The sequence below is a fragment of the Amycolatopsis sp. CFH S0740 genome, assembly GCF_004522315.1.
GTDB classification, from domain to species: domain Bacteria; phylum Actinomycetota; class Actinomycetes; order Mycobacteriales; family Pseudonocardiaceae; genus Amycolatopsis; species Amycolatopsis nivea.
The window spans coordinates 148,339-174,738 of record NZ_SDLS01000005.1 but is presented as its reverse complement, the minus strand read 5'-3'; the positions used below and the strand labels follow the sequence as shown (position 1 = coordinate 174,738).

At 69.1% G+C, this 26,400-nt stretch carries 24 protein-coding genes; 5 read left to right on the top strand and 19 right to left on the bottom strand.

Features of this window, described 5'->3' with window-relative positions; all coding sequences use genetic code 11:
* Positions 1-11 precede the first annotated feature (11 nt).
* Positions 12-1,367, bottom strand: coding sequence for an NAD-dependent succinate-semialdehyde dehydrogenase (locus EIZ45_RS11225; protein WP_134665053.1), 1,356 nt, complete (start codon positions 1,365-1,367; stop codon positions 12-14).
* A gap of 236 nt (positions 1,368-1,603) precedes the next feature.
* Here EIZ45_RS11225 and EIZ45_RS11220 point away from each other — a divergent pair, with 236 nt between their 5' ends.
* Entirely contained in the window at positions 1,604-2,119 is a 516-nt protein-coding gene (locus EIZ45_RS11220; protein ID WP_134665055.1) for a lytic polysaccharide monooxygenase auxiliary activity family 9 protein, read from the top strand.
* Positions 2,120-2,173: 54 nt separating this feature from the next.
* Here EIZ45_RS11220 and EIZ45_RS11215 read toward each other — a convergent pair whose 3' ends face one another.
* The 3 genes from EIZ45_RS11215 to EIZ45_RS11205 all read right to left on the bottom strand — a co-directional run bounded on the left by EIZ45_RS11215 (position 2,174) and on the right by EIZ45_RS11205 (position 4,487).
* Positions 2,174-2,971, bottom strand: coding sequence for a nuclear transport factor 2 family protein (locus EIZ45_RS11215; RefSeq protein ID WP_240690725.1), 798 nt, complete (start codon positions 2,969-2,971; stop codon positions 2,174-2,176).
* A gap of 36 nt (positions 2,972-3,007) precedes the next feature.
* Complete coding sequence (locus EIZ45_RS11210) at positions 3,008-3,250, bottom strand: PLDc N-terminal domain-containing protein (RefSeq protein ID WP_037810531.1); 243 nt, start codon at positions 3,248-3,250, stop codon at positions 3,008-3,010.
* A 121-nt stretch (positions 3,251-3,371) separates the two neighbouring features.
* Entirely contained in the window at positions 3,372-4,487 is a 1,116-nt protein-coding gene (locus EIZ45_RS11205; RefSeq protein ID WP_134665057.1) for an NAD(P)/FAD-dependent oxidoreductase, read from the bottom strand.
* A 309-nt stretch (positions 4,488-4,796) separates the two neighbouring features.
* On the opposite strand from EIZ45_RS11205, the gene EIZ45_RS11200 reads away from it, so the two are divergent.
* Positions 4,797-5,990, top strand: a complete 1,194-nt coding sequence (locus EIZ45_RS11200) for an IS110 family transposase (protein ID WP_240692030.1) — start codon at positions 4,797-4,799, stop codon at positions 5,988-5,990.
* 1,222 nt (positions 5,991-7,212) lie between these two features.
* On the opposite strand, the gene EIZ45_RS11195 is transcribed toward EIZ45_RS11200, so the two are convergent.
* Positions 7,213-10,563 (bottom strand): TM0106 family RecB-like putative nuclease, encoded by a 3,351-nt coding sequence (locus EIZ45_RS11195; protein WP_134667370.1) that lies wholly within the window; start codon positions 10,561-10,563, stop codon positions 7,213-7,215.
* 352 nt (positions 10,564-10,915) lie between these two features.
* Entirely contained in the window at positions 10,916-11,887 is a 972-nt protein-coding gene (locus EIZ45_RS11190) for an alpha/beta hydrolase (RefSeq protein ID WP_134667371.1), read from the bottom strand.
* 283 nt (positions 11,888-12,170) lie between these two features.
* Between EIZ45_RS11190 and EIZ45_RS11185 the strand changes: the two genes are divergently transcribed.
* Positions 12,171-12,698, top strand: a complete 528-nt coding sequence (locus tag EIZ45_RS11185; RefSeq protein WP_037810536.1) for a GNAT family N-acetyltransferase — start codon at positions 12,171-12,173, stop codon at positions 12,696-12,698.
* Positions 12,699-12,726: 28 nt separating this feature from the next.
* On the opposite strand, the gene EIZ45_RS11180 is transcribed toward EIZ45_RS11185, so the two are convergent.
* The 7 genes from EIZ45_RS11180 to EIZ45_RS11150 all read right to left on the bottom strand — a co-directional run bounded on the left by EIZ45_RS11180 (position 12,727) and on the right by EIZ45_RS11150 (position 18,552).
* Complete coding sequence (locus EIZ45_RS11180) at positions 12,727-13,944, bottom strand: RNA polymerase sigma factor (RefSeq protein ID WP_037810537.1); 1,218 nt, start codon at positions 13,942-13,944, stop codon at positions 12,727-12,729.
* The gene (locus EIZ45_RS11175; protein WP_134667372.1) at positions 13,941-14,264 is read right to left on the bottom strand and encodes a YciI family protein; all 324 of its coding nucleotides are present in this window, start codon (positions 14,262-14,264) and stop codon (positions 13,941-13,943) included. The genes EIZ45_RS11180 and EIZ45_RS11175 overlap by 4 nt, the downstream gene beginning before the upstream one ends.
* A gap of 19 nt (positions 14,265-14,283) precedes the next feature.
* Positions 14,284-14,904 (bottom strand): dihydrofolate reductase family protein, encoded by a 621-nt coding sequence (locus tag EIZ45_RS11170; RefSeq protein ID WP_134667439.1) that lies wholly within the window; start codon positions 14,902-14,904, stop codon positions 14,284-14,286.
* Between the two features lie 350 nt (positions 14,905-15,254).
* The gene (locus tag EIZ45_RS46450; protein ID WP_205670177.1) at positions 15,255-15,590 is read right to left on the bottom strand and encodes a hypothetical protein; all 336 of its coding nucleotides are present in this window, start codon (positions 15,588-15,590) and stop codon (positions 15,255-15,257) included.
* A gap of 8 nt (positions 15,591-15,598) precedes the next feature.
* A complete protein-coding gene (locus EIZ45_RS11160) occupies positions 15,599-16,507 on the bottom strand; it encodes a ribonuclease Z (RefSeq protein ID WP_134667373.1) in 909 nt (302 codons plus the stop codon).
* Between the two features lie 114 nt (positions 16,508-16,621).
* On the bottom strand, positions 16,622-17,587 hold the full coding sequence (locus EIZ45_RS11155) for an NAD(P)-dependent oxidoreductase (RefSeq protein WP_205670178.1): 966 nt from the start codon (positions 17,585-17,587) through the stop codon (positions 16,622-16,624).
* Complete coding sequence (locus tag EIZ45_RS11150; RefSeq protein ID WP_037810543.1) at positions 17,584-18,552, bottom strand: ScbA/BarX family gamma-butyrolactone biosynthesis protein; 969 nt, start codon at positions 18,550-18,552, stop codon at positions 17,584-17,586. Before EIZ45_RS11150 ends, EIZ45_RS11155 begins: the two co-directional genes overlap by 4 nt.
* 183 nt (positions 18,553-18,735) lie before the next feature.
* On the opposite strand from EIZ45_RS11150, the gene EIZ45_RS11145 reads away from it, so the two are divergent.
* Positions 18,736-19,362 (top strand): ScbR family autoregulator-binding transcription factor, encoded by a 627-nt coding sequence (locus EIZ45_RS11145; RefSeq protein WP_037810545.1) that lies wholly within the window; start codon positions 18,736-18,738, stop codon positions 19,360-19,362.
* Between the two features lie 128 nt (positions 19,363-19,490).
* On the opposite strand, the gene EIZ45_RS11140 is transcribed toward EIZ45_RS11145, so the two are convergent.
* Positions 19,491-20,108 carry a ScbR family autoregulator-binding transcription factor gene (locus EIZ45_RS11140; protein WP_240690832.1) on the bottom strand — a complete coding sequence of 206 codons (618 nt, stop codon included), beginning with the start codon at positions 20,106-20,108 and terminating at the stop codon, positions 19,491-19,493.
* A 275-nt stretch (positions 20,109-20,383) separates the two neighbouring features.
* On the opposite strand from EIZ45_RS11140, the gene EIZ45_RS11135 reads away from it, so the two are divergent.
* Positions 20,384-21,151 (top strand): AfsR/SARP family transcriptional regulator, encoded by a 768-nt coding sequence (locus EIZ45_RS11135; protein WP_037810546.1) that lies wholly within the window; start codon positions 20,384-20,386, stop codon positions 21,149-21,151.
* Between the two features lie 87 nt (positions 21,152-21,238).
* On the opposite strand, the gene EIZ45_RS46770 is transcribed toward EIZ45_RS11135, so the two are convergent.
* The 5 genes from EIZ45_RS46770 to EIZ45_RS11110 all read right to left on the bottom strand — a co-directional run bounded on the left by EIZ45_RS46770 (position 21,239) and on the right by EIZ45_RS11110 (position 26,399).
* On the bottom strand, positions 21,239-21,811 hold the full coding sequence (locus tag EIZ45_RS46770) for a hypothetical protein (protein WP_240690833.1): 573 nt from the start codon (positions 21,809-21,811) through the stop codon (positions 21,239-21,241).
* 59 nt (positions 21,812-21,870) lie between these two features.
* Positions 21,871-22,758 carry a nucleotide disphospho-sugar-binding domain-containing protein gene (locus EIZ45_RS11125; RefSeq protein WP_134667375.1) on the bottom strand — a complete coding sequence of 296 codons (888 nt, stop codon included), beginning with the start codon at positions 22,756-22,758 and terminating at the stop codon, positions 21,871-21,873.
* A 94-nt stretch (positions 22,759-22,852) separates the two neighbouring features.
* A complete protein-coding gene (locus tag EIZ45_RS11120; protein WP_134729743.1) occupies positions 22,853-25,405 on the bottom strand; it encodes an ABC transporter permease in 2,553 nt (850 codons plus the stop codon).
* A complete protein-coding gene (locus EIZ45_RS11115; protein WP_134667377.1) occupies positions 25,402-26,172 on the bottom strand; it encodes an ABC transporter ATP-binding protein in 771 nt (256 codons plus the stop codon). The genes EIZ45_RS11120 and EIZ45_RS11115 overlap by 4 nt, the downstream gene beginning before the upstream one ends.
* Entirely contained in the window at positions 26,169-26,399 is a 231-nt protein-coding gene (locus EIZ45_RS11110) for a hypothetical protein (RefSeq protein ID WP_037810549.1), read from the bottom strand. Before EIZ45_RS11110 ends, EIZ45_RS11115 begins: the two co-directional genes overlap by 4 nt.
* Between the last annotated feature and the right edge of the window lies 1 nt (position 26,400).

The following is a 26,400-nucleotide window of genomic DNA, read 5'->3' as shown; positions in this document are numbered from 1 at the left end:
AAAACAGCAGGTCAGAGGCGTATTGATTTCTGGTTCATAAACTCCTCAATCCCCGACGGCCCCAGTTCCCGCCCCATCCCCGAGCGTTTGATCCCGCCGAACGGCAAATCCGCTTGCGACCCACCGGATTTGTTGAAATACACCATCCCCGCCTCCAGCCGATCCGCGGCCCGGCGCAATCGAACCGGATCAGTCCCGAACACTGCCGCTCCCAAACCGAACGGCGAGTCATTGGCGATCTCGATGGCATGGTCATCCGATTCAGCCCGGAACAAGATCGCCACCGGGCCGAAGATCTCTTCCCGGTAAGCGTCCATTTCCGGCGTGACATCAGTCAGGACAGTCGCCTCCAGATACGCACCCTCGCCACGACGACCGCCGGTTCGCAAGGTCGCGCCCTGCTCCACTGCGCGGGCGACCTGAGCGGCGACCTCGTCCGCAGCGGCGACGGAAGCCAGCGGAGGCAGCTTCGCGGACGGGTCGGCGGGATCCCCGGGGACGTAATAGTCCGCGACCCGTTTAGTGAACCGGTCCACGAATTCCTCATAAAGATCAGACTGGACAATAATCCGCTTAGGCGCGTTACAGGACTGCCCGCAGTTACGCATCCGCGCGGTCGCGACAGCGCGCACTGTTTCGTCCAGATCCGCGGTGTCGAGCACCAGCAACGGGTCCGCGCCGCCTAATTCCAGCACGCATCGCTTCAGGTTTCGGCCAGCTTCGGCCGCCACCGAGATACCGGCTTGTTCGCTGCCGGTCAGGGAAACGCCTTGAATCCGTGGGTCAGCAAGAATCATCGGGACCTGGCGGCTGGACGCGAAGGTGTTCACGTACGCATCGTCCGGTACGCCTGCTTCCTGCAGGATTTTCTCGATCGCGAGCGCCGAACGCGGGCAAATCGACGCGTGCTTGAGCAGGATCGTATTGCCCAGAACCAGATTCGGCGCGACAAACCGGGCGACCTGGTAGCACGGGAAATTCCATGGCATCACGCCCAGCAGCGCACCGATGGGCTCCTTGCGGATCACCGCGGAACCGCCGCGGATCGGGAGCGGCTGGTCGGCGATCAGGTCCGGGCCTCGTTCCGCGTAGTAGCGGAAGATGTCCACGACGATCCCGACCTCGCCGCGCCCCTCGTTGATCCGCTTGCCCATCTCCAAGGTCATGATCGCGGCCAGCTCGTCGGCGCGCTGCTCGAACAGGTCCGCGGCGCGCGCGACGATCGCTGCTCGTTCCGCGACCGGACGCGCCCGCCAGCTGCGATATCCGCGGTCGACGCGCTCGATCGCCGCGCGAACCTCCGCATCGGTCGCGTTCTCGATTTCCTCGATCAGCTGGCCCGTGGCCGGGTCGGTCACCGTGTACATCGCGGTCTCCCTGCGGTCGGCATCCTCGCCGACATTCTATTGCATACAGTATCCCGTGTATAGATGACGCAGGGTAGCCGATCCTTGACCGAGCGCTGGCGGCCGAGTATGGTCTAGACCACAAATCTCCCCACCCCTCCGCCCGCGCACCACCCCACCGCGGGCTCGTCGGTCGTGCCGTGGCTCGTCCGGCCGCCCTCCGGCGCGGGAGCGGGCCCGGCTTCGAAGGAGCCACCATGCCCCGCAAACGCACGATGCTCGCCGCGCTCGGCGGCGCGGTCCTCGCCCCGGTGCTGATGCTGATCGGCCCCGGCATCGCCAGCGCGCACGGCTACGTCAACTCCCCGCCGAGCAGACAGGCCCAGTGCGCCGACGGAACAGTGTCCTGCGGCGACATCAAATGGGAACCGCAGAGCGTCGAGGGCCCGAAGGGGCTGCACAGCTGCAGCGGCGGCAACGAGCGGTTCGCCGACCTCGACGACGACAGCAAGGGCTGGAAGGTCACCCCGGTCGGCACCCAGGTGACCTTCAACTGGGTGTTCACCGCGCGGCACGCCACCCTCGACTACGAGTACTTCATCGGCGACACGATGGTCGCGAGCTTCGACGGCGGCGGCCACGCACCAGGGGAAACCGTGTCGCACCAGGTCGACCTGAGCGGCTACACCGGACAGCAGAAGGTGCTCGCGGTGTGGAACATCGCGGACACCGGCAACGCGTTCTACGCCTGCATCGACCTGAACGTTTCCTGACCGCGCGGAATGCCGGGCAGCCGGGCGGAATCCCCGCTCCGGCTGCCCGGCGCTTCATCCGGCGAACGCCTCGGCGACGGCGAGACTGTCTTCGTAAACGTGGTACCGCGTGATCTGCCCGCCGCTGACGGTTACGCGCACCGCCAAGCCGGTTGTGAAGCGTTTGCCGGTCAACCTGACCGTTTGGGTGCTCGTCCCGAAGAACAACGCGTCCGCGCCGTCGACCAGGATCCGGTCGAACCGGACGTCGCTTTCCTCTGGCACACAAGCACTTCCGAGCGTCCGGAAGTGGTCCGCGATGTCCGCGCGCGAGGAACGGGGACGAATCCACGGCACCACGGGATGCGCTGGTTCCGGCCAGCTCAACCGCCAGTCGACCGGTTCCGCGAAAAGCTCCGCGATCCGGTCCGGGTCGCCCTGCTCGATCCGGCGCAGGAATTCCTCCACGACCGCCCGGGCGTCCGGGAACGTGGGGCGCGGCGGTTCGGCGAACTGGCAGTCGCGCCGGATACGACCGTCTTCGCCGAGTTCGAGCACGACGAAGCCGGTCCAGGCGACCTCCCCGCCTGCCGCGGGGACCATATAGGTGCTGAACCGGACCGTGCCGTGATGGCCGACTGCGTCTCCGGCGGGGCGGAACACAAATCCCGCCCCGCCAACGAATTCCTCGAAAGCCTCGCTGACCCGGCGCTCAAGCTCCTGATGGCCCCGAAACTCCGCGGACTCGGTGAACTGCACCCCGTCCTCGGCCCACAACGAAGCGATCGCCGCGCGCCGGGCGGCCGGGTCGGGCTCGTTCCATACTTCGACATAACGCCTGGCGAACTCGCCGGCGTCCATTTCCTGATACATGCCCGGACGCTAACCGCGTCCCACTGACATCTTGTGTCAGCGGAACGAAGCTTCCGCGCTCCGCTTGCCGACCAGGAACCACAGCATCGGCCCGAGGAAAGGCGCGCAGAACGCGAAGACGACCCACACGAACTTCATCCCGGCACCGAGCGGACTGCCGAGCACGCTCACCAGCGCGCCGATGAACAGCAAGACCGGGAACGCCACCAGCACCGCGATCCCGGCGATGGCGGCGAACTGCAGGCCGGTATGGACGGTGTCGGCCAGGACGGCGGTCATCAGGCGATTCCTCTCTCACGACGGGCGAAAACCCATTGTGCGAGCGGAACCGCTCGGCCCGGATCGGCTTGACGGCTCGATCCGGGTACCGCTTAAGTCGTACTCGCGTCCACTATGGACGTCAGGCTCCGAACAGCTCGAGCAAAGCCGCCGGTGCGTCCGGGCGGAAACAGCTGTCGAGACTTTGCGCTGACTCCGCCGCCGATTTCGCGCTGCGGGGGAACAACGCGGCCTCGTACTCGGCGAGCGCGCGTTCGACGTCGTCCGGGTGCCGGGCGAGGGCGAGTCCCAGCTCAGCGCCGTCCAGCATGGCGAGGTTCGCGCCCTCTCCGGCGAACGGCGACATCACGTGTGCGGCGTCGCCGAGCAGCGTGACGCCGGGCACGCGCGACCACGAATGCTCGACCGGGAGCGCGTGGATCAGCCGGGGAGTCAGCTCGCCGTCCGCCTCCTCGACCAGGGCGCGGAGCCGGTCGGACCAGCCGTCGAAGTGGCTCAGCACGGCGGCCTTGGCGGCGGCGTGATCGGTGAAATCGATGGACGCGGTCCAGGTTTCCGGGACGCGCACGGCGGCGTAGACGTGCAGGCTGCCGTCCGGTTCGCGGTGGGCGAGGAAGCCTTTGTCCTCGCCGAGCGCGAAACTCATGCCGCCGCCGAGGAGCGCTGCCGCGTCCGGGTGCCGGGAGTCGGCGTCGAGGAGGTCGATCTCGACGAACGAGATCCCGGTGTACGCCGGTTTTTCCGGTGACACCAGCGGGCGGATCCGCGACCAGGCGCCGTCGGCTCCGACGAGGACGTCCGTGGTGAGAGATGTGCCGTCGGCGAAAGTGAGGCGATGCCGCCCGCCGGACAACGGTTCCGCGGCGGTGACCTTCATGCCCCAGCGGACGGTGCCCTCGGGCAGCGAGTTGAGGAGGAGGTCGCGCAGGACCCCGCGGTCGATCTCCGGCCGCTCGCCGCTGCCGTCGTCCTCTTCGGCGAAGAGTAGGGCGGCGGTGCGGTCGTAGACGCGGGCTTCCTGTCCGCCGGAGTGGATCAGGGTGCGGAATTCGTCGTGCAGACCAGCGGCGCGGAGGGCGACCTGGCCGGAGTCTTCGTGGATGTCGAGCATGCCGCCCTGCGCGCGGGCGGACGGGGAGGCGTCGAGGTCGAGGACGGTGGCTCCGATGCCGTGGACGTGGAGGACGCGGGCGAGGCTGAGACCGCCGAGGCCGGCGCCGACGATGGTGATGGTCATGGGTTGCCCTACCTTTCTGTTTGGGTCTGAATCGGCGTTCGTAGGCTCGGTGGGCCCAGGGGCTCTGGGCATGGCTGCATGGTTCGTGCCCTACCTTTCTGTTTGGGTCTGAATCGGCGTTCGTAGGCTCGGTGGGCCCAGGGGCTCTGGGCATGGCTGCATGGTTCGTGCCGTGGGATGGCTCAAGGAGCTTGGCCACCCGGAGCCCCCGCGACGACTCGACCGCTCATTGAGAACCGCGAACGATCGCTGTGTAGGGCAACGTCGGCGAAGTCGTCTGTGGGACCGATGACGATCGAGCGTGCGGAGGTGGCGATGCCCGAACTGTGGGCCGGAGTGGACGTGGGCAAGGAACATCACCACTGCGTGGTGATCAACGCCCGTGGTGAGCGGTTGCTGTCGCGTCGGGTGCTCAACGACGAGACCGCGTTGCTCGAACTGATTGCCGATGTGCTCGCGATCTCGACGGACGCGCTGTGGGCGGTCGACCTCAACCACGGCGGTGCCGCGCTGCTGATCGGCCTGTTGATCAACCACGACCAGCCGATGACCTATCTGACCGGACTGGCCGTGCACCGCGCTTCCGGTTCCTACCGCGGAGAGGGCAAGACCGACGCGAAGGACGCGTTCGTCATCGCCGACCAGGCCCGCATGCGCAACGACCTGGGGCAGCTGCGCCCCGGCGACGAGATCGCCGTCGATGTGCGCACGCTGACCACACGACGAGCCGACGTGGTGGCCGACCGGACCCGGCAGATCAACCGGCTGCACGCGCAGCTGCTGGAGATCTTCCCCGCTCTGGAACGGGCGCTCGATCTGACCAATCAGGGTCCGGTCGTGCTGCTCACCGGTTTCCAGACCCCGGACGCGATCCGCCGGGCGGGCCGGGACCGGATCGAAACCTGGCTGGCCACAAGGAAAGTCCGCAACGCCGCCGCCCTTGCCCAGACCGCGGTCGAGGCGGCCGCGGCCCAGAACATCAGCCTGCCCGGCGAGAAGCTGGCGGCCGCAATGGTCGTCCGCCTGGCGAAGGGGGTGACAGCCCTCGACGAGGAGATCCGCGAGCTCGACGCCCTCATCGAGGAACGGTTTCGCCAGCACCGCCACGCCGAGGTGATCCTCAGTCTGCCCGGCCTGGGCGTCCGGCTCGGCGCAGACATCATCGCCGCCACCGGCGGCGACCTGGCCGCGTTCGGCAGCGCCGACCGCCTGGCCGGTTTCGCCGGCCTCGCACCCGCGCCCCGCGACTCCGGCCGGATCAGTGGCAACCTCCGCCGCCCCAGACGGTTCAACCGCACGCTCCTGCGCGCGTTCTACCTGTCCGCGCTGGCCAGCCTGAGAGCCTGCCCAGCCTCGCGCACCTACTACCGGCGCAAGCGACACGAGGGCAAGAACCACAAACAGGCACTGCTGTCCCTCGCCCGCCGCCGGGTCAACGTCCTCTGGGCCATGATCCGCGACGGAGCGCATTACCAAGCCACACCCGTCACCGCGGCGGCTTGACAACTTCATTGAGAAGCTCCTTTTCTCTGTGGTTGGCTCTCAGCTTAACGAACATGTTCGTTACGAACAAGTTCGCTACCGGGTGACGCCGGTCAACCCTCGACCCCGGTGGGTGGCTGTGGACGGTTCGCGCATCCGGGCTCGCGGCGAATGCACAACGATTCGCCAGACAGCGCAACCTGATCGAGGTCCGCCTGGTTTACCAAGCGGTCACTCGATTGGTGGCGATCCAGATCACCTTAGGGGGCCGGAACATTCGGGCGGTTGGAGCGTTGTACAGGGTGTCGGTACGGAGGTGCCCCCGGGCCTCACCTTCTGCCTTCCAGGAATACCGGTCCGGCCGGAGCCTGGTCGTGCCACTCGCCGCGAGGCGGCCCCCGTACCGGCGCAGAACTACCCGCTCCGCGTGACTGCTCCCCCAGACGCGGAACGGGATCCGGTGCTCCTGCTCCCGCCGGCCGGTAACCCCCAGCCGGTCCGGACGGAGAGCGGGAGCACACCCCCGGCCGCGGGAATGTTCTTGGCCCGCAAGGGGTTGTATGGGGTGTCGGGGAGCAGGCTTTGCCCACTGGATGAGTCCGGGTTCGACTGCGGGTTCGCAGATGAGTCTTGATGAGCCGAGTTCAACCGCGGGTGCGCGTCGGAGTCCGGATGGGCCGGGTTGCGCCGCTCGCCGGTGTGCCGGGGAGTCCGGTTGAGACCGTCCGAACCGAACACGCCGTTTTCCAAGCCACCCCGTCCGCTGCGGCATCTCTCCCCAGTGCCCCGCGCGGACGGGGACCCCGCGCCCCCGCTCCGGCTCCCGCAAGCCGGACGCGCGGGGCGCCCAAACCACCTCGCTCGCCGCGCCACCCCCTCCCCCACGGTCGCGCGAGCGGGGACATGCATCCGCCCGGCCGCCGGATCCCGACCGGATCGGCCGGGCGGGTGCCCCTCGTAGCGCCCACCCGCCCTGCAGCGCGTGCAGCCGTCGCGTTCGTTGAGCGACGTATCGCGGGCACGGGCATGCGCGCTCCCACACCGAATGGCGCATCACGGCACAGGCATGCACACCCACACCGGGCGACACCCCCGGCGCAGGCCCACACCTCACGCCGGACAACGCATCCCAGCCTAGGAAACGCACTCTGCACCGAGCGACACATCACGACACAGGCGCGCACGTCCACACCCAATGACGCGTCCCAGCACAGGTGAACTCACCCGTCGCCAAGCGCTCGGCTCAGCCGATCCATTCGCGGGCGTCGCGGAGCAATCCGAGCATTCCTGAGACCAGCCGCATCTGGTCTACCGTTCTGATGTCGGCTTCGAGCAGCTTCGGAGAGCACACCAGGACAGCGACGGACTGCGCGCGGGAGAGAGCGACGTTCAACCGGTTACGGGACAACAAGAAATCAAGGCCTCGTGGCAAGTCTACCGCCGACGAGGAGGTCATTGTCGTCACCACAACGGGTGCTTCTTGACCCTGGAACCGGTCCACTGTGCCGACTCGGACGTCGCCGAAGCCGGCGTCGGAGAGTGCGCGCGTCACGACTCGCGCCTGCAAGTTGTACGGGGCTACTACAAGGAAATCGGCGTCCGTGAGCGGCCGGCCTTCCCACGATCGGCCGTGCAGGGACTTGATCACCGCGACCACTTGCTCGGCTTCTTCGACCGAACGCGTGGTGTTCCCGCGATGCTCGACCGATGCCAGATAGAGACCTGACGGGAAGCCGTCGATCGAACGTTCCGCGCTGGGATGCGAGTGCAGCAGACCCGCGTACGACAGGTTGGAAACCGGGGCGCAGACAGCGGGATGCATGCGGCGCGTCAGGTCCAGGAAATAGCCCAGTTCCGGCGGGATGATGTCCGCCTCGCCGATCAGGTGGCCGAGCGCAGACGCCTCCGCACCGGCCGGGTGCGTGCCTTGCACGACCTGCGGTAGTTGTTGCGGATCCCCCAGTAGTACCAGGTTTTTCGCGCACATCGACACCGCCAGCGCGTCCGCGAGTGCGAACTGACCGGCTTCGTCGATGACGAGAACGTCGAAGGGTTCCTCGCGCACGGCGGCGTTGGCGAAGGTCCACGCCGTGCCGCCGACCAGGTGGCCGGTGTCGTGTTCTTCACGCCAGCGTACCAGCGCGGTATTGCTTTTCGGCTGTTCCCAAGGCAATGAGGGGTCCGGCGTCCGCTTCGCGCGCTTGGCGCAGGCCATTTCCGGCGCGTTCTCCATGGCCGCCGAGAGAACGTTCTCGACCGCTTTGTGGCTGTTCGACGTGACGCCGACCGTCCGGCCCGAACGCACCAGATGCGCGATGAGTTTCCCTGCCAAGTAAGTCTTTCCGGCCCCGGGCGGGCCCTGGACGGCGAGTACGGAACCGTCGAGTTGGTCGACCGCAGTGATCACCGTGGCGACCAGATCTTCGCCCGGTTCGGGCAGTCCGCCGCGCAACCGGGGGATGCGGCGCAGCAGGTCGACGCCGGGGTGTGACGGCAGCGCAGGCAGAGTTTCCCCTACCAACCGGGCGAGATCGGCTACCGCCTCGTCCTTCGGCGACGGGCGGACCGGGCTGCCGGGCAGGACCGCTGCGGGGAGGTCGTTGGACGTCCGGTCCGGAGCGCTGCTCTCTTCGAGCGTCACTTCGACGGCCGTCGCGGACACGACTTTCGCGTCGCGCGCGTCGGCACCGTAGCGCAAACGCACGTCGTCACCAGGCGCGTACGGATGCGGACGGTCCGGGTCGCACCTCACGACCAGCGTGCGTTTCGCGGTGCGCAACCGGCCGGACGGCGGCACCCACTCGCCCGCGGTCACCGACACCGGGACCGCGCAGGTCGTGTCCACTTCGAGATCGCTGATCGGCGCGGCCAGCTGGCGGAAGAACTCCCACCACGCCGGATTCGTCTCGCGGCGGTGGTAGCCGACGGAGGCGGCCAGCAGCGCGCGGGCGTGGTCGTCGGGGGTGAAATCCGCGGGGTCGTCGGGGAGGCCGTCCAGGAGCGGGTCGACCAGCGCGGCCATCGCGGCGGCGCGTTCGGCTCGGCGCTGGGCGGCTTCCTCTTCTTCGGTGCGGCGGAGCAGAGCGTCCACTTCGGACTCAGGGTCCGGCTCGGCGAGGGCGATTCCGGCTTCGGTGCGCACGCGGTGCAGGAATTCGTGCAGGCGCAAGGTGGAAACGCAGTCGTACTCGTTGTAGTCCGCGATGCCGCGCAGCACTTCTTCGGCCTGCTCGGTGTTTCCCGCCGACGAGAGCGTCAGGTAATCCTCGTACGCCTCGATGCTCGACGCCGCCGTTTTTACCTCGCCAGCACGGGCTTCCGGCATGTACAGTGGTTCTAAATACTTGATCGAATACGACCGCTGTCCTACCCGCAAAGCCTTGCGTACCACGGCATACAGGTCGATCATCGCGCCGCTGCGCAGCAGCTCGTCCACGGCTTCCTCCCGCGTGCCGTGGACGGCGGCGAGCCGCTTGATCGCCGTGACCTCGTACGGCGCGTAGTGGTAGACGTGCGCGTCGGGGTGTTCCGCGAGCCGTGCGGTGGCGAAGTCGACGAACTCCTCGAACGCTCGTTTCTCCTGCGCGCGCGAGTGTGCCCAGAACGGGGTGAAGCGCTCGTCCGGAGTGACCGCGCCGAAGAGGTACTCCAGGCCGGTGCCGGCCAGGGCGTACGGGTCGCCTTCCATGTCGAAGAAGACGTCGCCGGGGCTGGCTTCGGGCAGTTCGGCGAGCGCGTCCGGAGCGATGATTTCGTAGGCCAGCTCTCCGGTTTCGTCCTGCCGGACCTGGATCGCGGCCTGCGCGCGCAACGAGGCGAACGTGCCCTCGGACATGTCGCGCGGACGGTCGGCGGGTTCGGCGCCGGCGAGCGCGTCGATGGTGCCGAGCCCGGCGGTCACCAGCTTGCGCCGCTGCTCGCTGCGCATCCCGGCGACCAGCGACAGGTCGCGGTCGGCCTCGCGCGCGGACGAGCAGTGGTCGGCGAACGCGCATCCGGTGCACGCCGGACGTTCGTCTGCCCAGATCCGGTCGGGCAGCTGCGGCGGACGGTCCTCCAGCCGGTCGCGGAGCCGGTCCACGAGCGGGAGGAAGTCGTCGACGCGCAGGCTGCGCGTGCTGCCGTCGCCCAGCAGCAGGTGCATCTCCGGCCCGGCGGGCCAGCCGCCGCGGCGCAGAGCGTCGGCGTACGCGGTGAGCTGCACAACCGCCGACGGCTTGGCGTGCCGGGCGAGCTTCGTGTCGTAGACCTCGTAGCGGCCCTGGTCGTCGCGCAGAAGGAAGTCGGCGCGGCCGGAGAACTCGCCGTCGTGGAACACCGCCTGGTAGACGACCGGCGCACCCGCGCGCAACGCTTCCTCGGTGGCCTTCGCAGCGACGACCGGATCGTGCTCCTCGATCTCGACGACCTGCGTCCGCTCGCTGCGCAGCCGTCCGAGCGTGGCCGCCTCGTGCGCCCGCCCGTGCTTCACCGCCAGCCGATCGGGTGCCGAAGTGGGCCGCGGCGCGCCGGGTATCCCCGCCGCCAATGCCTGCTTGAGGATGCTCCGGTGCTCGCATTCGAGCAGGTCAGCGAGATCAGACGGCGTGTACATCGCCCGGCAGTCTGTCACGGCCGAGGGAGGGCTCTGTCGAGGCGGGTGCCGACACGCCGCCCGGAATTGTCGGTGGTGGGTGGGATGATCTTGGAGTGGGCGGGAACGGGTGTGATGGGAGGTGCGTGCCGCCCCGCCAACCTCAGCGGGGCGACGCGCGGTCCCGCTACGGCATCGGGCGGCTGAGCAACCGCTCGAGCCACGACTCGCGAGCCGCGACGCACGCGTGGGCGGGAACGGGTGTGATGGGAGGTGGGCGGGAACGGGTGGGATGATCTTGGAGTGCGCGGGAACAGGTGTGATGGGAGGTGCGCGCCACCCCGCCAGCCACGGCAGGGCGGCGCGCGGTCCGCTACGGCATCGGACGGCCGAGCAACCGCTCGAGCCACGACTCACGCGCCGCGACGCACGCGTGGGCCAGCGCGGAGTCTGGGGCGAGGTCGTGGAAGCCGTGGAACGCGCCGCCCCAGACGTGGAGTTCTGCGTTGCCTCCTGATGCCCAGATCGCGGTTGCGAAGGCGACGTCCTCGTCTCGGAAGACTTCCGCCGCGCCGACGTCGATGAAGGTCGGCGGGAGACCGCTCAGGTCGGTTGCTCGGGCGGGTGCTGCGTAGGGCGAGACGTCGGCGGTTCCGCGGCGGTCGCCCAAGACGGCTGTCCACGCGGTCAGGTTGCTGGTCCGGTCCCAGACGCCGGTGCCGTCGTACTGGCGGGACGACGCCGTCTCGTTGCGGTCGTCGATCATCGGGCATTGCAGCAGCAGGCCGAGCAGCGCTGGGACGCCTCGGTCGCGGGCCAGCAGCGCGGTGCCGGCGGCTAGTCCTCCGCCGCCGCTGCCGCCGAACATCACTAGGCGTTGCGGGTCGAAGCGCAGGGCGTTCGCGTTGGCGGCCGTCCAGCGCAGGCCCGCGTAGCAGTCCTCGACGGGGACCGGGTCGGGATGTTCCGGGGCCAACCGGTACTCGACGGTGACGGCGACCGCGTCGTACTTCAGCACCCATTCGATCAGCGGGCTCGCTCCGGCGAAGCGGTCTCCCATCACCATTCCGCCGCCGTGGAGGTAGTAGATGCCGGGGCCGGAGGTCTCGTGGTCCGCGCGGGACAGGACGGAGACCGCAATCTCCGCACCGTCGTAGCCGGTGATGGTGTGGTGGGCGCAGCGGACCGGGCGGTCGCCGATTTGTTCTTCGATGCTGGGGAAAGGGAGGTTCCGGTAATGCGGCAAGCGGTCCGCGGTCATGCCGACCGGCACGTGGTCGGCTAGTGCGGGCAGCATCGCGGCGAGTTCTGGGTCGAATGGCGGACGCGGCGAATCGTGCGTCATGAGTGCTCCTGAAGGTCATCGTCCCCGCGACCAGCGCACAGCGGAGCGCACGCCAAGGGCGCGAAGGGGGAATTGGTGGGAAAGAGTCGGGCCAGGGCACTCGTCGGCCGGTACGCCGCCGAGAACCCGGCGGCTAGCCTCTGTCCACCTCGATGAGCATGCGGTGAGATTACCCTACTGCGGCGACATTCCCGGGCAGCACAACTGAATTCGCTGTCGGGCAAGGATATTGCTCGGTCCGTATTCGGGCGCGACACGTCTGGGCGGTGCAGAATGGAAAGTCGTGACCGTCCTTCTCCCCATCCCCCGGACCACATTGCGACTGCGCCCGTGGCGGTCGGAAGATCGGCAGGTGTTGGTTGACGCACATCGCGATCCGCTGTTGCGCCGCCGGTTGACGACTTCCCTTGCCAACGACGCCGAGGCTCAGCGGTGGCTGGACGCACAGGCGTCCGGCTGGGACTCCGCGACGCAGTTCAGCTTCGCGGTGGCGGCTGTCGACGACACGCCGGTCGGTCACGTCGTCGTGAAGGTCCGGGACGCTGGTGCCGCCGAGGTCGGCTACTGGACGGCTGCCCAAGCTCGGGGGCGTGGCATCGCTGCCCGGGCGCTGGAAGTCACGTCGCGGTGGGCGCTCGACACGCAGCAGATCGTCCGGCTGAACCGCTTGGACTTGCTGCATGCCGAAGACAATCCGGCGTCCTGCCGGGTCGCGGAAAAATGCGGGTACATGCTCGCTGAACTGCTGCCGCCCGCGCCTCCGGACTTCCCGGCCAGGGGGCACCGGCATGTGCGCACGTCGGGCTGCTGACTGACCCGCGTTTCGCGCGTCAACGCCCCTACCGCAGCTCATCCCGTCGACGAGACAGCGCAGCAGTCTCCGCGGTGTTGCCCGCCAGCTCGATCGCCCGGTCATAAGCCGCGCGCGCATCCTCGTCGCGGCCTAACCGGCGGAGCAGGTCAGCGCGAGTGGCGTGGTACGGGTGATATCCGGCCAACCGGTCCTCGAGACCGTCGACCAAATCCAGCGCCACCGATGGACCGTCGAGTTCGGCGACGGCGATGGCGCGGTTCAGGGCGACGATCGGCGACGGATCGACACGGACGAGCTGGTCGTAGAGGGCGAGAATCTGTGACCAGTCGGTTTCGCGCATGTCCCGCGCGGACGTGTGCACAGCGTTGATCGCCGCCAGGAGCTGGTACCGGCCGGGAGCGACGCCGGTGGCGAGGCGTTCGCGGACCAGGCGGTGGCCTTCGGCGATCAGCGACACATCCCAGAGCGCACGGTCTTGTTCGTCCAGGGCTACTAGCTCACCGTCGGCGGACACTCGGGCGGGGCGGCGGGCTTCGGTAAGGAGCATCAGCGCCAGCAGGCCGGTCACCTCGCCGTGGTCAGGCAGCAGGGTGCGGATCAGACGGGTCAGCCGGATCGCTTCGGCGGTCAGGTCCTGGCGCACGGGGTCGGTGTCGGGGCCGGTGGCCAGGTAGCCCTCGTTGAAGGCCAGGAACAGCACGGTCAGGACACCGGAGACGCGCGTCGGGAGGTCTTCGGCGGCGGGCACTCGGTACGGGATGCGGGCGGCCTTGATTTTGGCTTTCGCACGCGTGATCCGTTGTCCCATAGTGCTTTCCGACACCAGGAAAGCGCGGGCGATCTCGGGCACGGTCAGGCCGCCGACCATGCGCAGGGTCAGGGCGACCCGGGATTCGGCGGCCAGCGCCGGGTGGCAGCAGGTGAAGATCAGGCGGAGGCGGTCGTCGTCGATGAGGTGGGGAGGCGTCGCGTCGTACACCGGCTGGGCCTCCCGTTGCTTGTCGTCGCGTTTGTTTTCGCGGCGAAGGCGGTCGATGGCTTTGCGGGTGGCGGTGGTGGTCAGCCAGGCGCCGGGGTTGGGCGGCACGCCGTCGGACGGCCATCGCTCCACCGCAGTCGCGAACGACTCGGCGGCGGCTTCCTCGGCGATGTCCAGGTCGCCGAACCGTTTGGTCAGACCGGCGACCACCCGGGCCCACTCCTCGCGGTGGGCGCGGGTGATCGCCTCCCGGACGTCGCTCACTGGAACGGTCGCACCTCGACCTTGCGGTTGCACGCTTTCGACCCTTCGGCGGCGAGCTTGAGCGCCACGTCGAGGTCCGGCGCCTCGATGATCCAGAAGCCGGCCAGGTATTCCTTCGATTCCAGGAACGGGCCGTCGGTGACCATTCCCGCCGCGTCCCGGTTGTCGATGACGGTCGCGGTTTCCGGCGCGGCCAGACCGCCCGCGAAGACCCAGTGGTTTCCGGTCTGGAGACGCTCGTTGAAAACGTCGATCGCCGCGTCCTCCTCCGGCGTGACGGAAGGGGGCTGGTCGTGGATCACGGAAATCAGGTACTGCATCGCAGGATCCTTTCTGAGGTCAGCGGCCCGCGTACTGCGGACGCCCGGCCGGGCGCCAGACCTGCGTCGTCACGCCCTTCGTGTCCACTCGTGACTCAACCAGATCGAGGGCCAGATCCGGGCCGTTCTGCGGGAAAAGCCGCTGGCCCTGTCCGACGATCACCGGGATCACCAGGAAAATCATCTCGTCGACCAGGTCCAATTCCAGCAGCCGCCGGACCAGGGTGCCGCTGCCGTGCACCTGCAGTTCGCCGCCGGGCCGGGCCTTGAGGTCCGCGACGGCGGTCGCCAGGTCGCCGGACAGGACGCTGGTGCCGGACCACGCCGGGGCGGCGAGCGTCTTCGAGGCCACGTACTTCGGCCGCTCGTTCAGGGCGAGCCGGATGCGTTCGCGGCCGGGGGCGGCGTTGGCGCTCATCATGCCCCACGAGGCCGCGAACAGGTCGTACGTCCGGCGGCCGAACAGGAAGGCGTCGGCGCGGTGGTAGGTGTCGTTGATGAACGCGAGCGTGTCCTGGTCGCCCTTGCCCAGCGCCCATCCGCCGCGGTCGAATCCGTTTCGGCGGTCCTCCTCGGACGCGCCGCCGTTGCCCTGCACGACTCCGTCGACGGTCAGCTGGGTCACGGTCGTGAGCTTCATGGTCGGTTCCTTCGCTTCGGTGCTGCCCCTTGCGGGCGGCTTCACTACTGCTACGAACACCGGCGACCCGATCCGACAGCGCGGCCGAAAATTCTTGAGAAGATTTTTTAGCGGTGTGTCCAGCCAGGCCACGACGGCGCGGACGAAGCCATCGATGCTGGTCAGCGGCTTGCCGGCGAGGAGTGGGTGGAGGTGTTCGACGCCGATCGGGTCGTTCCAGGCCCGGGCGCGGCGGCAGGTCTCCTCGTCGGTGGCCGCGCGCAGGAGGTCCCAGCCGTGCCAGGTCGAGACGAGCGCGGCGTCGATTGCCGGGTTGGCCAGGATCGCCAGGTCCCAGTCGAGGACGCCGGTCAGCTTGCTTCCAGCGCTGGGGAGATCTCGACCTCGCGCAGTGCCGTCAACAGCGGGCCGAACGCCGCTGGATCGCCGAAGCTGGTGACCGGGGTCAGCGGCTCCGGTATGGCGAACGGCAGACCGGCCGCCGCGATCGTGTGGAGGATCTCGGTTCGGCGTGGCAGCTCGGCGGCGGAATCGGGACGCTTGCTGATCCGTACTGCGGCGACGCCGGGCAGCAGCACCACGTGGTGCATATTCCCTTGCGTGGCAAGGCGAGCGGAGCCGACCGGGGCACCAGGGACGAGCGCCTCGGCGATTTCCAGCAGGTCAGCGGGGACCGGTGGCACCATTCCACTCCTCATCGGCGCGGCGGCAGCGGCACCACGTCCAGATCCCGTGCCACGTGGATCTCTCCGTCGAACACCTTCGCGGCTTCGTCGCGGAATCGGTCCGCCTCCTCGTAGGGGTAGCGCTGCGAGAAGTGCGTGAGCAGCAGTTCCCGGGCACCCGACTCCGCGGCCAGCCGTCCGGCGTCGGTGCTGGTCAGGTGGCCGTAGCGGTAGGCCAGGTCGGCGTCGGCGGCGCGGAAGGTCGATTCGGCGATCAGCAGGTCCGCCTCTCGCGCGCAGGCGAACGCGCCGGCGCACAGGCGGGTATCCATCACGAACGCGACCACTTGACCGCGGCGCGGCACGCTCACGTCTTCCAGCCGGACCAGGCCGTTCGCGGTCTCTAGTACGCCGTCGGCCTGGAGTTTTCGGACCGCGGGGCCCTGGACGCCTGCTGCGGCGAGTGCGTCGGGCAGCGTCCGGAGGCCGTCCGGTTCGGCGTAGCGGTAGCCGAAGCAGTCGATGCGGTGTTCCAGCGGGTATGCCGACAACGCGCCGCCGAGCGGGCCGGGGGCGGAGATCGGCAGCGGGACCAGTTCGGCGCGTTCGTGGAACGACGTCGAGTGCCGCAGGCGGTCGAAGTACTCCTGGCCGGACGCCGGGTAGTGACAGCGCACCGGGTGCGCGACGGCGTCCAGGGACAGCCGCTGGATGATGCCGGCGAGGCCGAGGCTGTGGTCGCCGTGGAAGTGGGTCACGCACAGGTGCGTGAGTTCGTTCGCCGTCGCGCCGGCGTACATCATCTGCCGCTGGGTGCCCTCGCCCGGATCGAAGAGGACGCCGTCGGTGTCGAAGCGCAGCAGGTAGCCGTTGTGGTTGCGGTGCCGGGTCGGCGTCTGGCTCGCCGAACCCAGCACGACTAGCTCGCGTCGGGACATGACGATCATCTTCGCGCCGCGCCCGGGTTCGCCGCCACCGAAATGAAACGGCGGCCGTCCGGGACGAATTTCCGGACGGCCGCCGTCGTTTATCGCCGAATGAATTCGCTCCGATCAGACCGGCGCGGGAATTGCCAGCGTTTCCCGATACCAGTTCCGGGATTGGGCCAACCGGACGCGCAGCCCCGGTCCCGGCGGCACTCCGGTGAGCTTCCAGACCTTTTCGCTGTCGTACCAATGATCCCGGGTGAGCAGCGACCATTGGTGCTCGCTGAGCCACGGCGTGCGCGCCCGGTGCTCGGCAAGCGGCAGGTCCACATCGGGGACCGGCAGGTCGAGCGTGCCGCAGACGGCTTCGAGCAGCTCGCGCATCCGCACCGGTTCGGGGTCGGCCACGTGGAACACCTCGCCGGGGCTGCCCAGTGCCGGGTCCAGCGCGAACGCACTGAGCACGGCAGCGAGATCCCGCGACGACACCACTGACGTCCGAGCCATGCCGCCCGCGGCCCACGCCGGCACCGCCCGCAGCCACTTCACCAGCGCCGGGACCACGTGCCGGTCTCCGTCGCCGTACACCAGGTGCGGCCGCAGAACGATCCCGCCCGCGGCGCGGACCTGCTGTTCTCCGGCCAGCCTGGTGCGGCTGGTGGCCGAGGCGGGCCCGAGGTCGAGCGTGTCCTCGGGCGCGCCTCGATGCTCGCCGTCGCGGTAGACCGCGCAGGTGCTGAGGTACACGACCCGGCGGGTGCCCGCGCGGTGCGCCTCCGCGAGCAGCCGGGCCGTGCCGCGGTCGTTGACCTCGGCGCATTCCTCTTCGGTGCCGCCGATCCGGGACGCGGCGTGCACGAGCGTCGCGACGCCCGTGCACGCCCCGGCCAGCCCGGCGGCGTCGGTGAGATCGCCTCGGTGGATCCGCGCGCCGGATCGCGTGATCCACTCCGGCACCGCACCGCGCGCCAGCACCCGCACCGCGGCGCCGCGGGCGAGCAACGCCCGCAGCACCGCCGAACCGATGAACCCGGTCGCTCCGGTGACGAGGATGTCCCCGGTCGTACTGTCCGCCCCCAGGCCGGCAGTCATGACCTGCGCATCGCCAGGATGCCGGTGGCGGCCGCGCGGCCCTTCTGCTCCAGCACCACCCGCACCACGCGGCAGCCGTCCGCGTCCGGTTCGAGTTCCTCGGCCACCAGCAGGCATTCGGAATCGAACTCGACGTAGGCGGAGAACTCGAAATCCGAACGCAGCGGAAGCGCGTACGGATCGCCGAGCGTCAGCAGCGCCGCCTGCCGCGCGCCCTCGATCAGCACCATGCCCGGGACATGGTCCACCGAGTGGTCGAACAGCACCGGATGGTCCGGGTCGAACTGCAGCGACCAGGTGCCCGGCACCGCGGTTTCCGCGACCAGCACGTCCTCCCCCCGGTCCCGGCCGACGAGCGCCGGGGCCACCGTGGGCAGCGCACGGGCCTGGAACGGCGTCGCCGCGAAATGGTCGCCGCGCAGCCGGCGGTAGACCGCCGGGGACACGCAACGCCAGGTTTCCGAAGCGGTGCCGACCAGTTCGTCGTCGCGGAAGCAGCCGAACTCGGTCCGCATCCCGATGAGATTCTTGCCCCGGAACACCGGGTCGTGCGCGCTCGCCCGCAGCACCACGTCGATCGGCCGACCTTCGGTGACCAGCCCTTCGGGGGCGATAGAGCTGGTCTTCCAGTCGGAGATGAACGCGTTGCCGAGCGAAACGCCGTAGGCGCGGTGCGCGATCAGCAGCGACGCCTGGCGGGTGGTTTCCGCGTACAGCATGGGGTCGTGCGACCCCGCGGTGCGCGGGCCGAAGAAGCCGTGCCGGCGCGGCCACTGCGCGCCGACCTCGAACTGCCCCTCGCCCACGATGTTCAGATCAGTGACGAAAACTTCCGAGACGGCCGCGCGGTGCACGAGATTGCGCGGGATCGTCTGCTGGAAGTCGACCGGGCGTCCGCCCGGCGAACTTTCGCCATCGGTGATGAAGGTTCCTCGGACAGACTCCTCTAACAACATACCGACCATGTCGGTCCTCCCAGAAAAAAGAACTTCCCCAGTACCCCCACACCATGTTTAGCGGATACGGCCGGACAAAACCATACCTACCTACCGGTTTTTTTCTTCTGGATCCGATGGCCGGGACGGAGGTAGACTGGCGTGCCTGCGCGGCCGTTCCGGGCCCGCGGCTTCCCGAAAGGAGTGTGCGCAGTGGCTCGCCAGGAACGCGCGGAGCAGACCCGCAAGGCCATCCTCGACGCGGCCGCGTCCAGGTTCGACGCGGTCGGCTTTCTCGGTGCGAGCCTGTCGGACATCCTCGCCGAGGCAGGGGTGACGAAGGGCGCGCTGTATTTCCACTTCAAGTCCAAGGAAGAACTGGCGGACGCGTTGATCCGCGAGCAGTTCATCGTGTGGGACCCGCTGGCCGACGTCGAAAACCCGGGGCTGCAGACCGCCATCGACCTCACCCAGAACATGGGCCACAGCCTGCGCACCGACGTGCGCGTGCGCGCGGGCATCCGGCTGGTCATCGAACAGGGGTCGTTCGTCGCCCCGGCCGCGAACGCCTACAAGCAGTGGAACGACACCGTGCACGGTCTGCTGCTCGCCGCGAAAGCCGCGGGCGACGTGCGGAAAGAGGTCAACGCGCACGATCTCGCGCAGTACGTCGTCGCGTCGTTCACCGGGACCCAGCTCAGTTCGCAGGTGCTGACCGGGCGGACCGACCTGCACGAGCGGATCACGTTCATGTGGCAGACGATCCTGAACGCGGTGGTCCCGCCGCGGCGGCTGCACAAGTTCGATCCGGCCGGGACTCCTCCCGCCGACGCGGTGTAAGACTGGGGAAACCGGGCGGTCGGTCTTCTCAGTGAAGGTGCTGCCGCGCAACGGGTTTCGGCGGATCCAGGCGGTTCGTTTGACTGGCGCAGTGCAGGGGATCCTCGACCCGTAGGTGTCGCGGCCGCTCAGGTGCCTGTTGCCTCGGCGGCGGACGAATCCGCGGGCTGCGCCACCTCGATCACCCGCCAGAGCTCGGAAAGCGTGTTCGCCAGATCCGTGCCCGCCGGGATCGTGCCGCTCGCCGAAGCCGTTTCGAGGCCGACGCAGGTCACCACGACCAGCAGCGCCGCGAGGTCCGGGCGGACGCGCGGGCTCAGCTCCCCCGCCCCGTGCGCCGCGGCGATGTGCGCGCGCACCTGGCCCATCCACGCGCGGACGAAGGCGACGAACCGCGGGTCGTTCGAGCCCATTTCGCGGGCCAGCCGGAAGCTCGCGCCCACCTTGGCGTCCTCGGCGAGCCAGCCCATCAACGCCCGGCTCAGGCCGGCCAGCCTGCGCAGATGCGGACGGCTCCCGCGCGCTCGCGCGACGTGCCCGTGCAGCACCGCGACGGCCGCCGACTGCACCTCGTCGCAGACCTCGTCCTTCGACGAGAAGTGGAAGTACAGGCCGCCCTTGGTCACGCCGGCCTCGCGGGCGATGTCCACCATGCTCGTGGCCGCGTAGCCGTCGCGGTAAAACAGTGTCGCCGCGGCGTCCAGCAGCAGGAGCCTGGTCAGCTCCGCACGGGCCTGTTTAGTCACCGTCTTCCCCATCGTCTCGCGCCGGGAACGGCACGGCGTGGGTTCCCGGCCTGCTCATCATGACATACCGACCGCCCGGTTTACTAGTCGGCAGGGCCGATTGCCTGGCCGTATCCGGCAGGTCGCGACCGGAACAGACCAACCACCCGGTTTTACCTTGAAAACCGACCTCCCGGTTTGCTATGGTCCTGTCACGGACCCGGCTCGGACCGGCAGGCAGCGGCGCTGGGGGCGCCGCCGGACGGGTCCGGCGCGAGAGACATCGGAGGGCAGTCATGCTCAACTACGAAATTCTCGGACAGATCAGAGTGAGCGGCCGGCCCGGCGTCTGCGCCCCGCGGGCCCGCAAGATCGAGACCCTGCTGTCCGTGCTGCTGGCCAAGAACAACCAGGTCGTGACCGCCGAGCACCTGATCAGCGAGATCTGGGGCGAACATCCGCCGGCGCGGGCGAGCGCGGCGCTGTACGTGTACGTGTCGCAGCTGCGGAAACTGCTGCGCGGCACGAGCAAGGATGCGGAAGAGAGCCCGGTGGTCACCAGTCCGCGGGGGTATTCGCTGCACGTCGGCATCGGCGAGCTCGATGCCGACCGGTTCACCCGGCTTTACGAGCAGGGGCGGACGTTGCATTGGGACCGCGGCTACGGGCAGGCGGCGAAGGTGCTGCGGGAGGCCACGAGCCTTTGGCGCGGTGCGGCGTTCGGCGGGTTCGCCGACTCGCCGGATGTGCAGGCTTACGCGACGCTGCTCGAGGAGAGCCGGCTTGGCTGCCTTGAGCTGCTGATGGAGACCGAGCTGTTGATCGGGCGGCATCGCGAGGTCGTCGGGCAGCTGTCCGCGCTGGCTAAGGAGCACACGCTGCGCGAGACGTTCACCGAGTATTTGATGACCGCGCTGGCCCGGTCCAACCGGCGGGCCGAGGCGTTGGAGACGTTCGCTTCGGCTCGGCAGAATTTGGTGCAGCAGCTGGGGATCGAGCCCGGGAGCTCGTTGCGGAAGCTGCACCACAGCATTCTTGTCGGCGAGATGTCGGACGCGGTCTGATCCTGACCGCGCCGGATTCGGCCCGGTCTTCCGTCACAAGCGGGAGACCGGGCCGTTCTTGTGTGCTGCGGGGCTGGGGCAAATGCCTCAGCTGCGGTAAACCGACACTACGAAACCGCCGCACGTGACTGGTTCTCCGTACCAGCCGCCCCAGCGGCTGTCCAAGGCCAGGCCCGCCAGTTCGGCCATCAGGTCCAGTTCGGCGGGCCACACGTAGCGCAGGGGCAGCGACGCGTCAGTCAAGTGCACGATCTGCCGGACGTCGTCTACCGCGCGTACGCGGGCGTCCGCGGTCCAGCAGGCCGGGTCCGGGTGGCGGCCCTGGACTACCAGGGCGCCGCCTGGGCGCAGGAGGCGGCTGTAGCGGCCGATCGCGCGCAGCTGGTCTCGCTGGTCGGGCAGGCGGGACAGCACGTCCGCGCCCAGGTAGCCGGTGTCGAAGCGCGAGCCGGGTTCGAGGTGGACCTCGTAGCCTTCGCCGGCCAGTGCGTCCGCTACCGGACCGCCGCCGGGGACCAGGACTCTGCCCGAGCCGTGGCGCCGCGACACGCGGTCGGTCACTTCGGAGAGGAACGCGACCGCGCCCGCCGGGTCGTCCGCCAGCGGGGCCAGCCACGCTGCCACTGGATCGACCGGCTTTTCCATCACCCGGGTCGGCATTGCCGCCACCTCACTTCACGCAGTGGTCCTCTCTACTCCACAGAGAGTGCCGGAGCGATCTAAAGCCGACCTAGCGGGAGCAGGGGGGCGATGACCGCGCGAGGGGCCGGTAACGTGGCTACCTCCGCACGCAACGCGTCCGCACCGGCGCGAAGTGTGTCGTCGGTGAGTCGGGAGATCTCTTCCACCGAACCGGTAAGGCCCGCGCCCGCAGTGGTGACGCGGGTACCGAAGGCGGACTCGGTCAACGACAGCTGCGGAAGGCCGTACGCCACTGCGGCAAGCGCCAAGGTCTCGTCGCCGTCGTGCACCACCGCCGCGCAGGTTGGCAGCACGGCGGCAGGAGGCACGGAGTCGACCAGTTTTACGCTCGGCGGCAGGATAAGCCCGGCTGGTAGTTCCGCCTTGCAGACGAACTCGGCGTCTACATCGGACAGTGCACAGAAGACCGGCTCGTACCAGGAAGGATCGGTCAGCGACAGGAGAATGCGAGTGCGGCATGCCTTGCGACGCAGCCAGTTGGGGATCACGGCCGGACCGAAGTACGGAATGTGCCGTATCGAGGTGCCCGGAGAGTCCTTGTCTCGCAATGCAGGAGGGACGACGTCGAGTGTGTGGTCCGCAGTGATGTCGGGGTCCGACGGCCCGAGCACGCGAACTGCCTTGGCGTTGACCTCACGGGCGGCGGTGATTCCGGCGGGTGCGTTCGACACGACCGCAGCGGGCCGCCACAGTCGCGCGAACTTGACCAGCGCGGCGGATTCGGTCAGTTCCGCGTCGCCGTCTTCGAGCTCGGCCGCGACGCAGCCGGTGCGGAGGATGTCCTCGACGAACGCGGGGCGTCCGGCGATTTTCACGTCGTGTCCGGCGGTCCGCAGCGCCCAGGCCAGCGGCACCAGGGTGTGCAGCCGAGCGGTCGAGGACGGCGCGGCCAGGAGTACACGCATGGGATAGCTCCAGAAACGGCAAAAGCCGGGCCGGGATGGACAGTCTTTTCGAGACTATCCACCCCGGACCGGCCCGGCGTACCCCTAGAAATCGTTACTGGCCAGGCATTTTCACCGCTTCGACGGCGTTGCGGCGCATCGCCAGCCTCGCCGAGAGCGCGGTCGCCGGCCACACGATCAGGAAGATCGCGAGCACCACGGCGAGGAACACCCAGACCGGTCCGGACGGGATGATCTCGCCGGTGGTCAGGGCCATCGGCACCACGGTGAAGAGCGAGATCACGATGCCGAGCACGAGCCCGGTCACCGCCACGATCCCGCCTTCCACGAACAGCATCCGCTTCACCTGGCCGCGGTCGGCGCCGGCGAGCCGTTGCGCGCCGAACTCCCGCCGGCGGGCCAGCACCGCTACCGAGAGCGTGTTCACCGCGGCGATCGCGGCGTACGCGATGGCGAGCACGGCCAGCAGGTAGTTGATCAGCGCCTCGACGTCGGCACTCGCCTGGAAACTCGCGGCGAGCGTACTGTCGTCGCCGACCGTGACCCCGGGCCAGTCCTTCGTCCGGTCCGACAGTGCCGACACGATCGCGCTGGCGTCGCCGCCCCGCACGAGCACCTGCGACGCCAGGCCGCTTGTGGTGTGCGCGGCCAGCAGGTCTGCGGGCAGCACCATGCTCGCGTAGCTGGACGGGCTGTCCAGCAGCGCGACCACGGTCACCGGGACCTGTGCCCCGTCGCCGAGCCGCATTTTGATCTTGGCGCCGACCTTGATCTCGAGACTGTCCGCGACCGACGCGGGCAGCGCCACGGAATCCCCGCGCAATGCCGTCAGCGAACCTTCGGTGACCTCGGTGGAGAGCACCGTGCCGCCCTGGTCCTGCGGGGCGACGCCCAGCAGCCGCAACGGGTCGCTTCCGTTGCCGTCGTACGGATCTTCGATCCAGCCGGAGCTCGTGACGAGCGGCGACGAGGTCGAAACCCCTTGCGTGCTGCGGATCTGCGCGAGCTGGTCCGGCGAGAACCCGCCCGCGGTCGAGGTGAGCACGGCGTCCGCCTGCAATTGCCCGGCGTACGCGTTGACCTGCGCTTTCTGCGCGGTGGTCTCGGAATACACGTTGCCGAGTGCGACCGCGCTGGCGAGCGTGATCGGCGTGAGCACCGCGGCGAACGCGACGGCCCGCGCCCGGGTGTTGATGACCGCGAGCGTGGCGTCGCGGCCGGCGACCCGGCGCACGAACGGACCGAACCGGTCCACCACCCAGGCGATGATCTCCGGACCGAGCAGCGCGACGCCGATCGCACCGGTGAGCAGCGCCGGACCGCCGATCGCCGCCGCGCTGTCGGCGGGCATGAAGATCGTGGTCGAAGCCAGCAGCACGGTGGCCGCACCGCAGATCAGCGCGCCCATGCGGCGCACCGCGTTCACCTTGGCCCCGGGGATCGCCGCCTCGGCCAGTGCCTGGATCGGCCGGGCCCGGGCGGCGGCCAGCGCGGCGAACCACGCGGCCCCGAAGGTGATCGCGAGCGTGACGACGATGCCCGCCGCGAACGCGATGATGTCCTGGGTGAAGGCGAGTTCGTCCGGCACGATGCCGAGCGAGCCGCTGGTGCTGAAGATCCAGTTCCCGAGCAGGCTGCCCAGGAACGCCCCGCACACCGCGGCGAGCGCGCCGACCGCCATCGTCTCCATGACGACCATGCGGTGCACCTGTTTCGGCGTCGCCCCGGTCGCCCGCAGCAGCGCGAGTTCCTGCTGCCGCTGCCGGACGGTGAGGCTGATCGTCGCGGATACGACGAGCGCCATCACGACCAGCACCATGCCGCCGAAGATCGCCGCGAGCAGGATCAGCGGCAGCTGGCTTCCGCTCACGCCGACGAATTCGGCCGAACCGCGGTCGTCGCCGGTCAGCACCGTCAGCGCCGGAACCTGTTCGGAGATCTTGCCCGCCAGTTCAGTCGCGTCGATCCCGTCGGCCGGGAACACGCCCACGAGCCCGACAGTGCCGGGATGCGGGTTGAACCGCTGGGTGTCCGCGACGGAGAAGAAGAACGCGGGCGCGCGCACGGCCTGCGAAGGCTGTGCGACGCCGGAAATCTGGAACGACTGGCGCTGTCCGTTCACCGCCAGGTCGACGGCCGAACCCGCGTGCAGGCCGGCCGCGGACGCGGTGGCCGCGTCGAGCACGACCTGGCCCGGCGTGTTCGGAGCCGCGCCCTCGGTCAGCTTGTAGCCGCCCAGCGAAGCGGAATCCCAGCCGTGTCCGGAAAGGACAGACGCACCAGGTTCGGGCGCACCGTCGTGCAGCAGCACGGTCGCGAACGAAACGTCCGGCACCGCCTGTCCGACGCCCTGCACCGCGGAAATCTTGGCGACCTGGTCCTCCGGCAGCACCGCACGCTCGGCGTACGGGACGACCTGCGATTCCTCGTCCGGCAGCTTGAACCCGGCGGACCCTCCGACGACCAGCGGCGCGGCGGACAACCGTTCCGGGGCCGCTTTCAGCACGATCGCCGTCTCGAACAGCCCGGCGCACGCGATCAGCAGACCGCAGCCGACGAAGATGGCGATGAACGACGCGAGCGACGCCGCCGCGCGGTACCGGAGGCTCGACAGCGCGAGCGCGAGCACGACTCGCCGCGAACTCACCGCTGCCTCCTCGCTTGCTCGCCGAGGTGCGCCAGGGTGCTCGCCACCGCGTCGACGCTCGGGTTCGCCATCTGCGTGACGATCCGGCCGTCGACCAGGAACAGCACGTTGTCCGCGTGGGACGCGGCGACCGGGTCGTGCGTGACCATCACGATCGTCTGGCCCGCGCTGACCAATTCGCGCATCAGGCCGAGCACCTCGAGCGCGGTGGTGGTGTCGAGCGCGCCGGTGGGCTCGTCGGCGAACACCACCGCGGGGCGGGCGGCGAGCGCGCGGGCGATCGCGACGCGCTGCTGCTGCCCGCCGGACAGTTCGCCGGGCCGGTGCTTGACGCGCTGGGACAGTCCGACGCGCGCGATCACCTGGTCCACCCACGCCTTGTCCGGCGTGCGGCCGGCCAGCAGCGTGGGCAGCGTGACGTTCTGCTCCACGTTCAGCGCGGGCATCAGGTTGAACGACTGGAAGATGAACGCGACGTGCTCGCGGCGCAGTTCGGTGAGCTTCGTTTCGTTCTTGCCCTTGAGGTCGGTCCCGACGAGGGTGACCGTGCCCGAGGTCGGCGTGTCCAGCCCGGCCGCGCAGTGCAGCAGCGTGCTCTTGCCGGAACCGGACGGGCCCATCACCGCGGTGAAAGTGCCTGCCGGGAAGGCGACGGACACGCCGGCGAGCGCTTCGACCGCGCTTTCGCCGCGGCCGTAGGTCTTGTGCACCGCGTCCAGCTGGACCGGCGCTGCCACGGAAGTGGTGGTGGTGGACACGTCGTTCACTCCGATCCGTTCCCGGAACCGCGGCGGTCGAGCGACCACCAGACCCCGAGCACGATCACGCCGCCGCCCAGCGTCCACAGCCAGAACGGCCATTTGAAGGACATGCTGATGAGGCACATCAGCAGCCAGATGACGAACTGGACGCCGAGGACGGCCGCCCAGGCGATCGTGACGATCAGGCGAGCGGATCCGCTCCCCGAACGGGTCTTCTCGGTGCTCTCCGACATG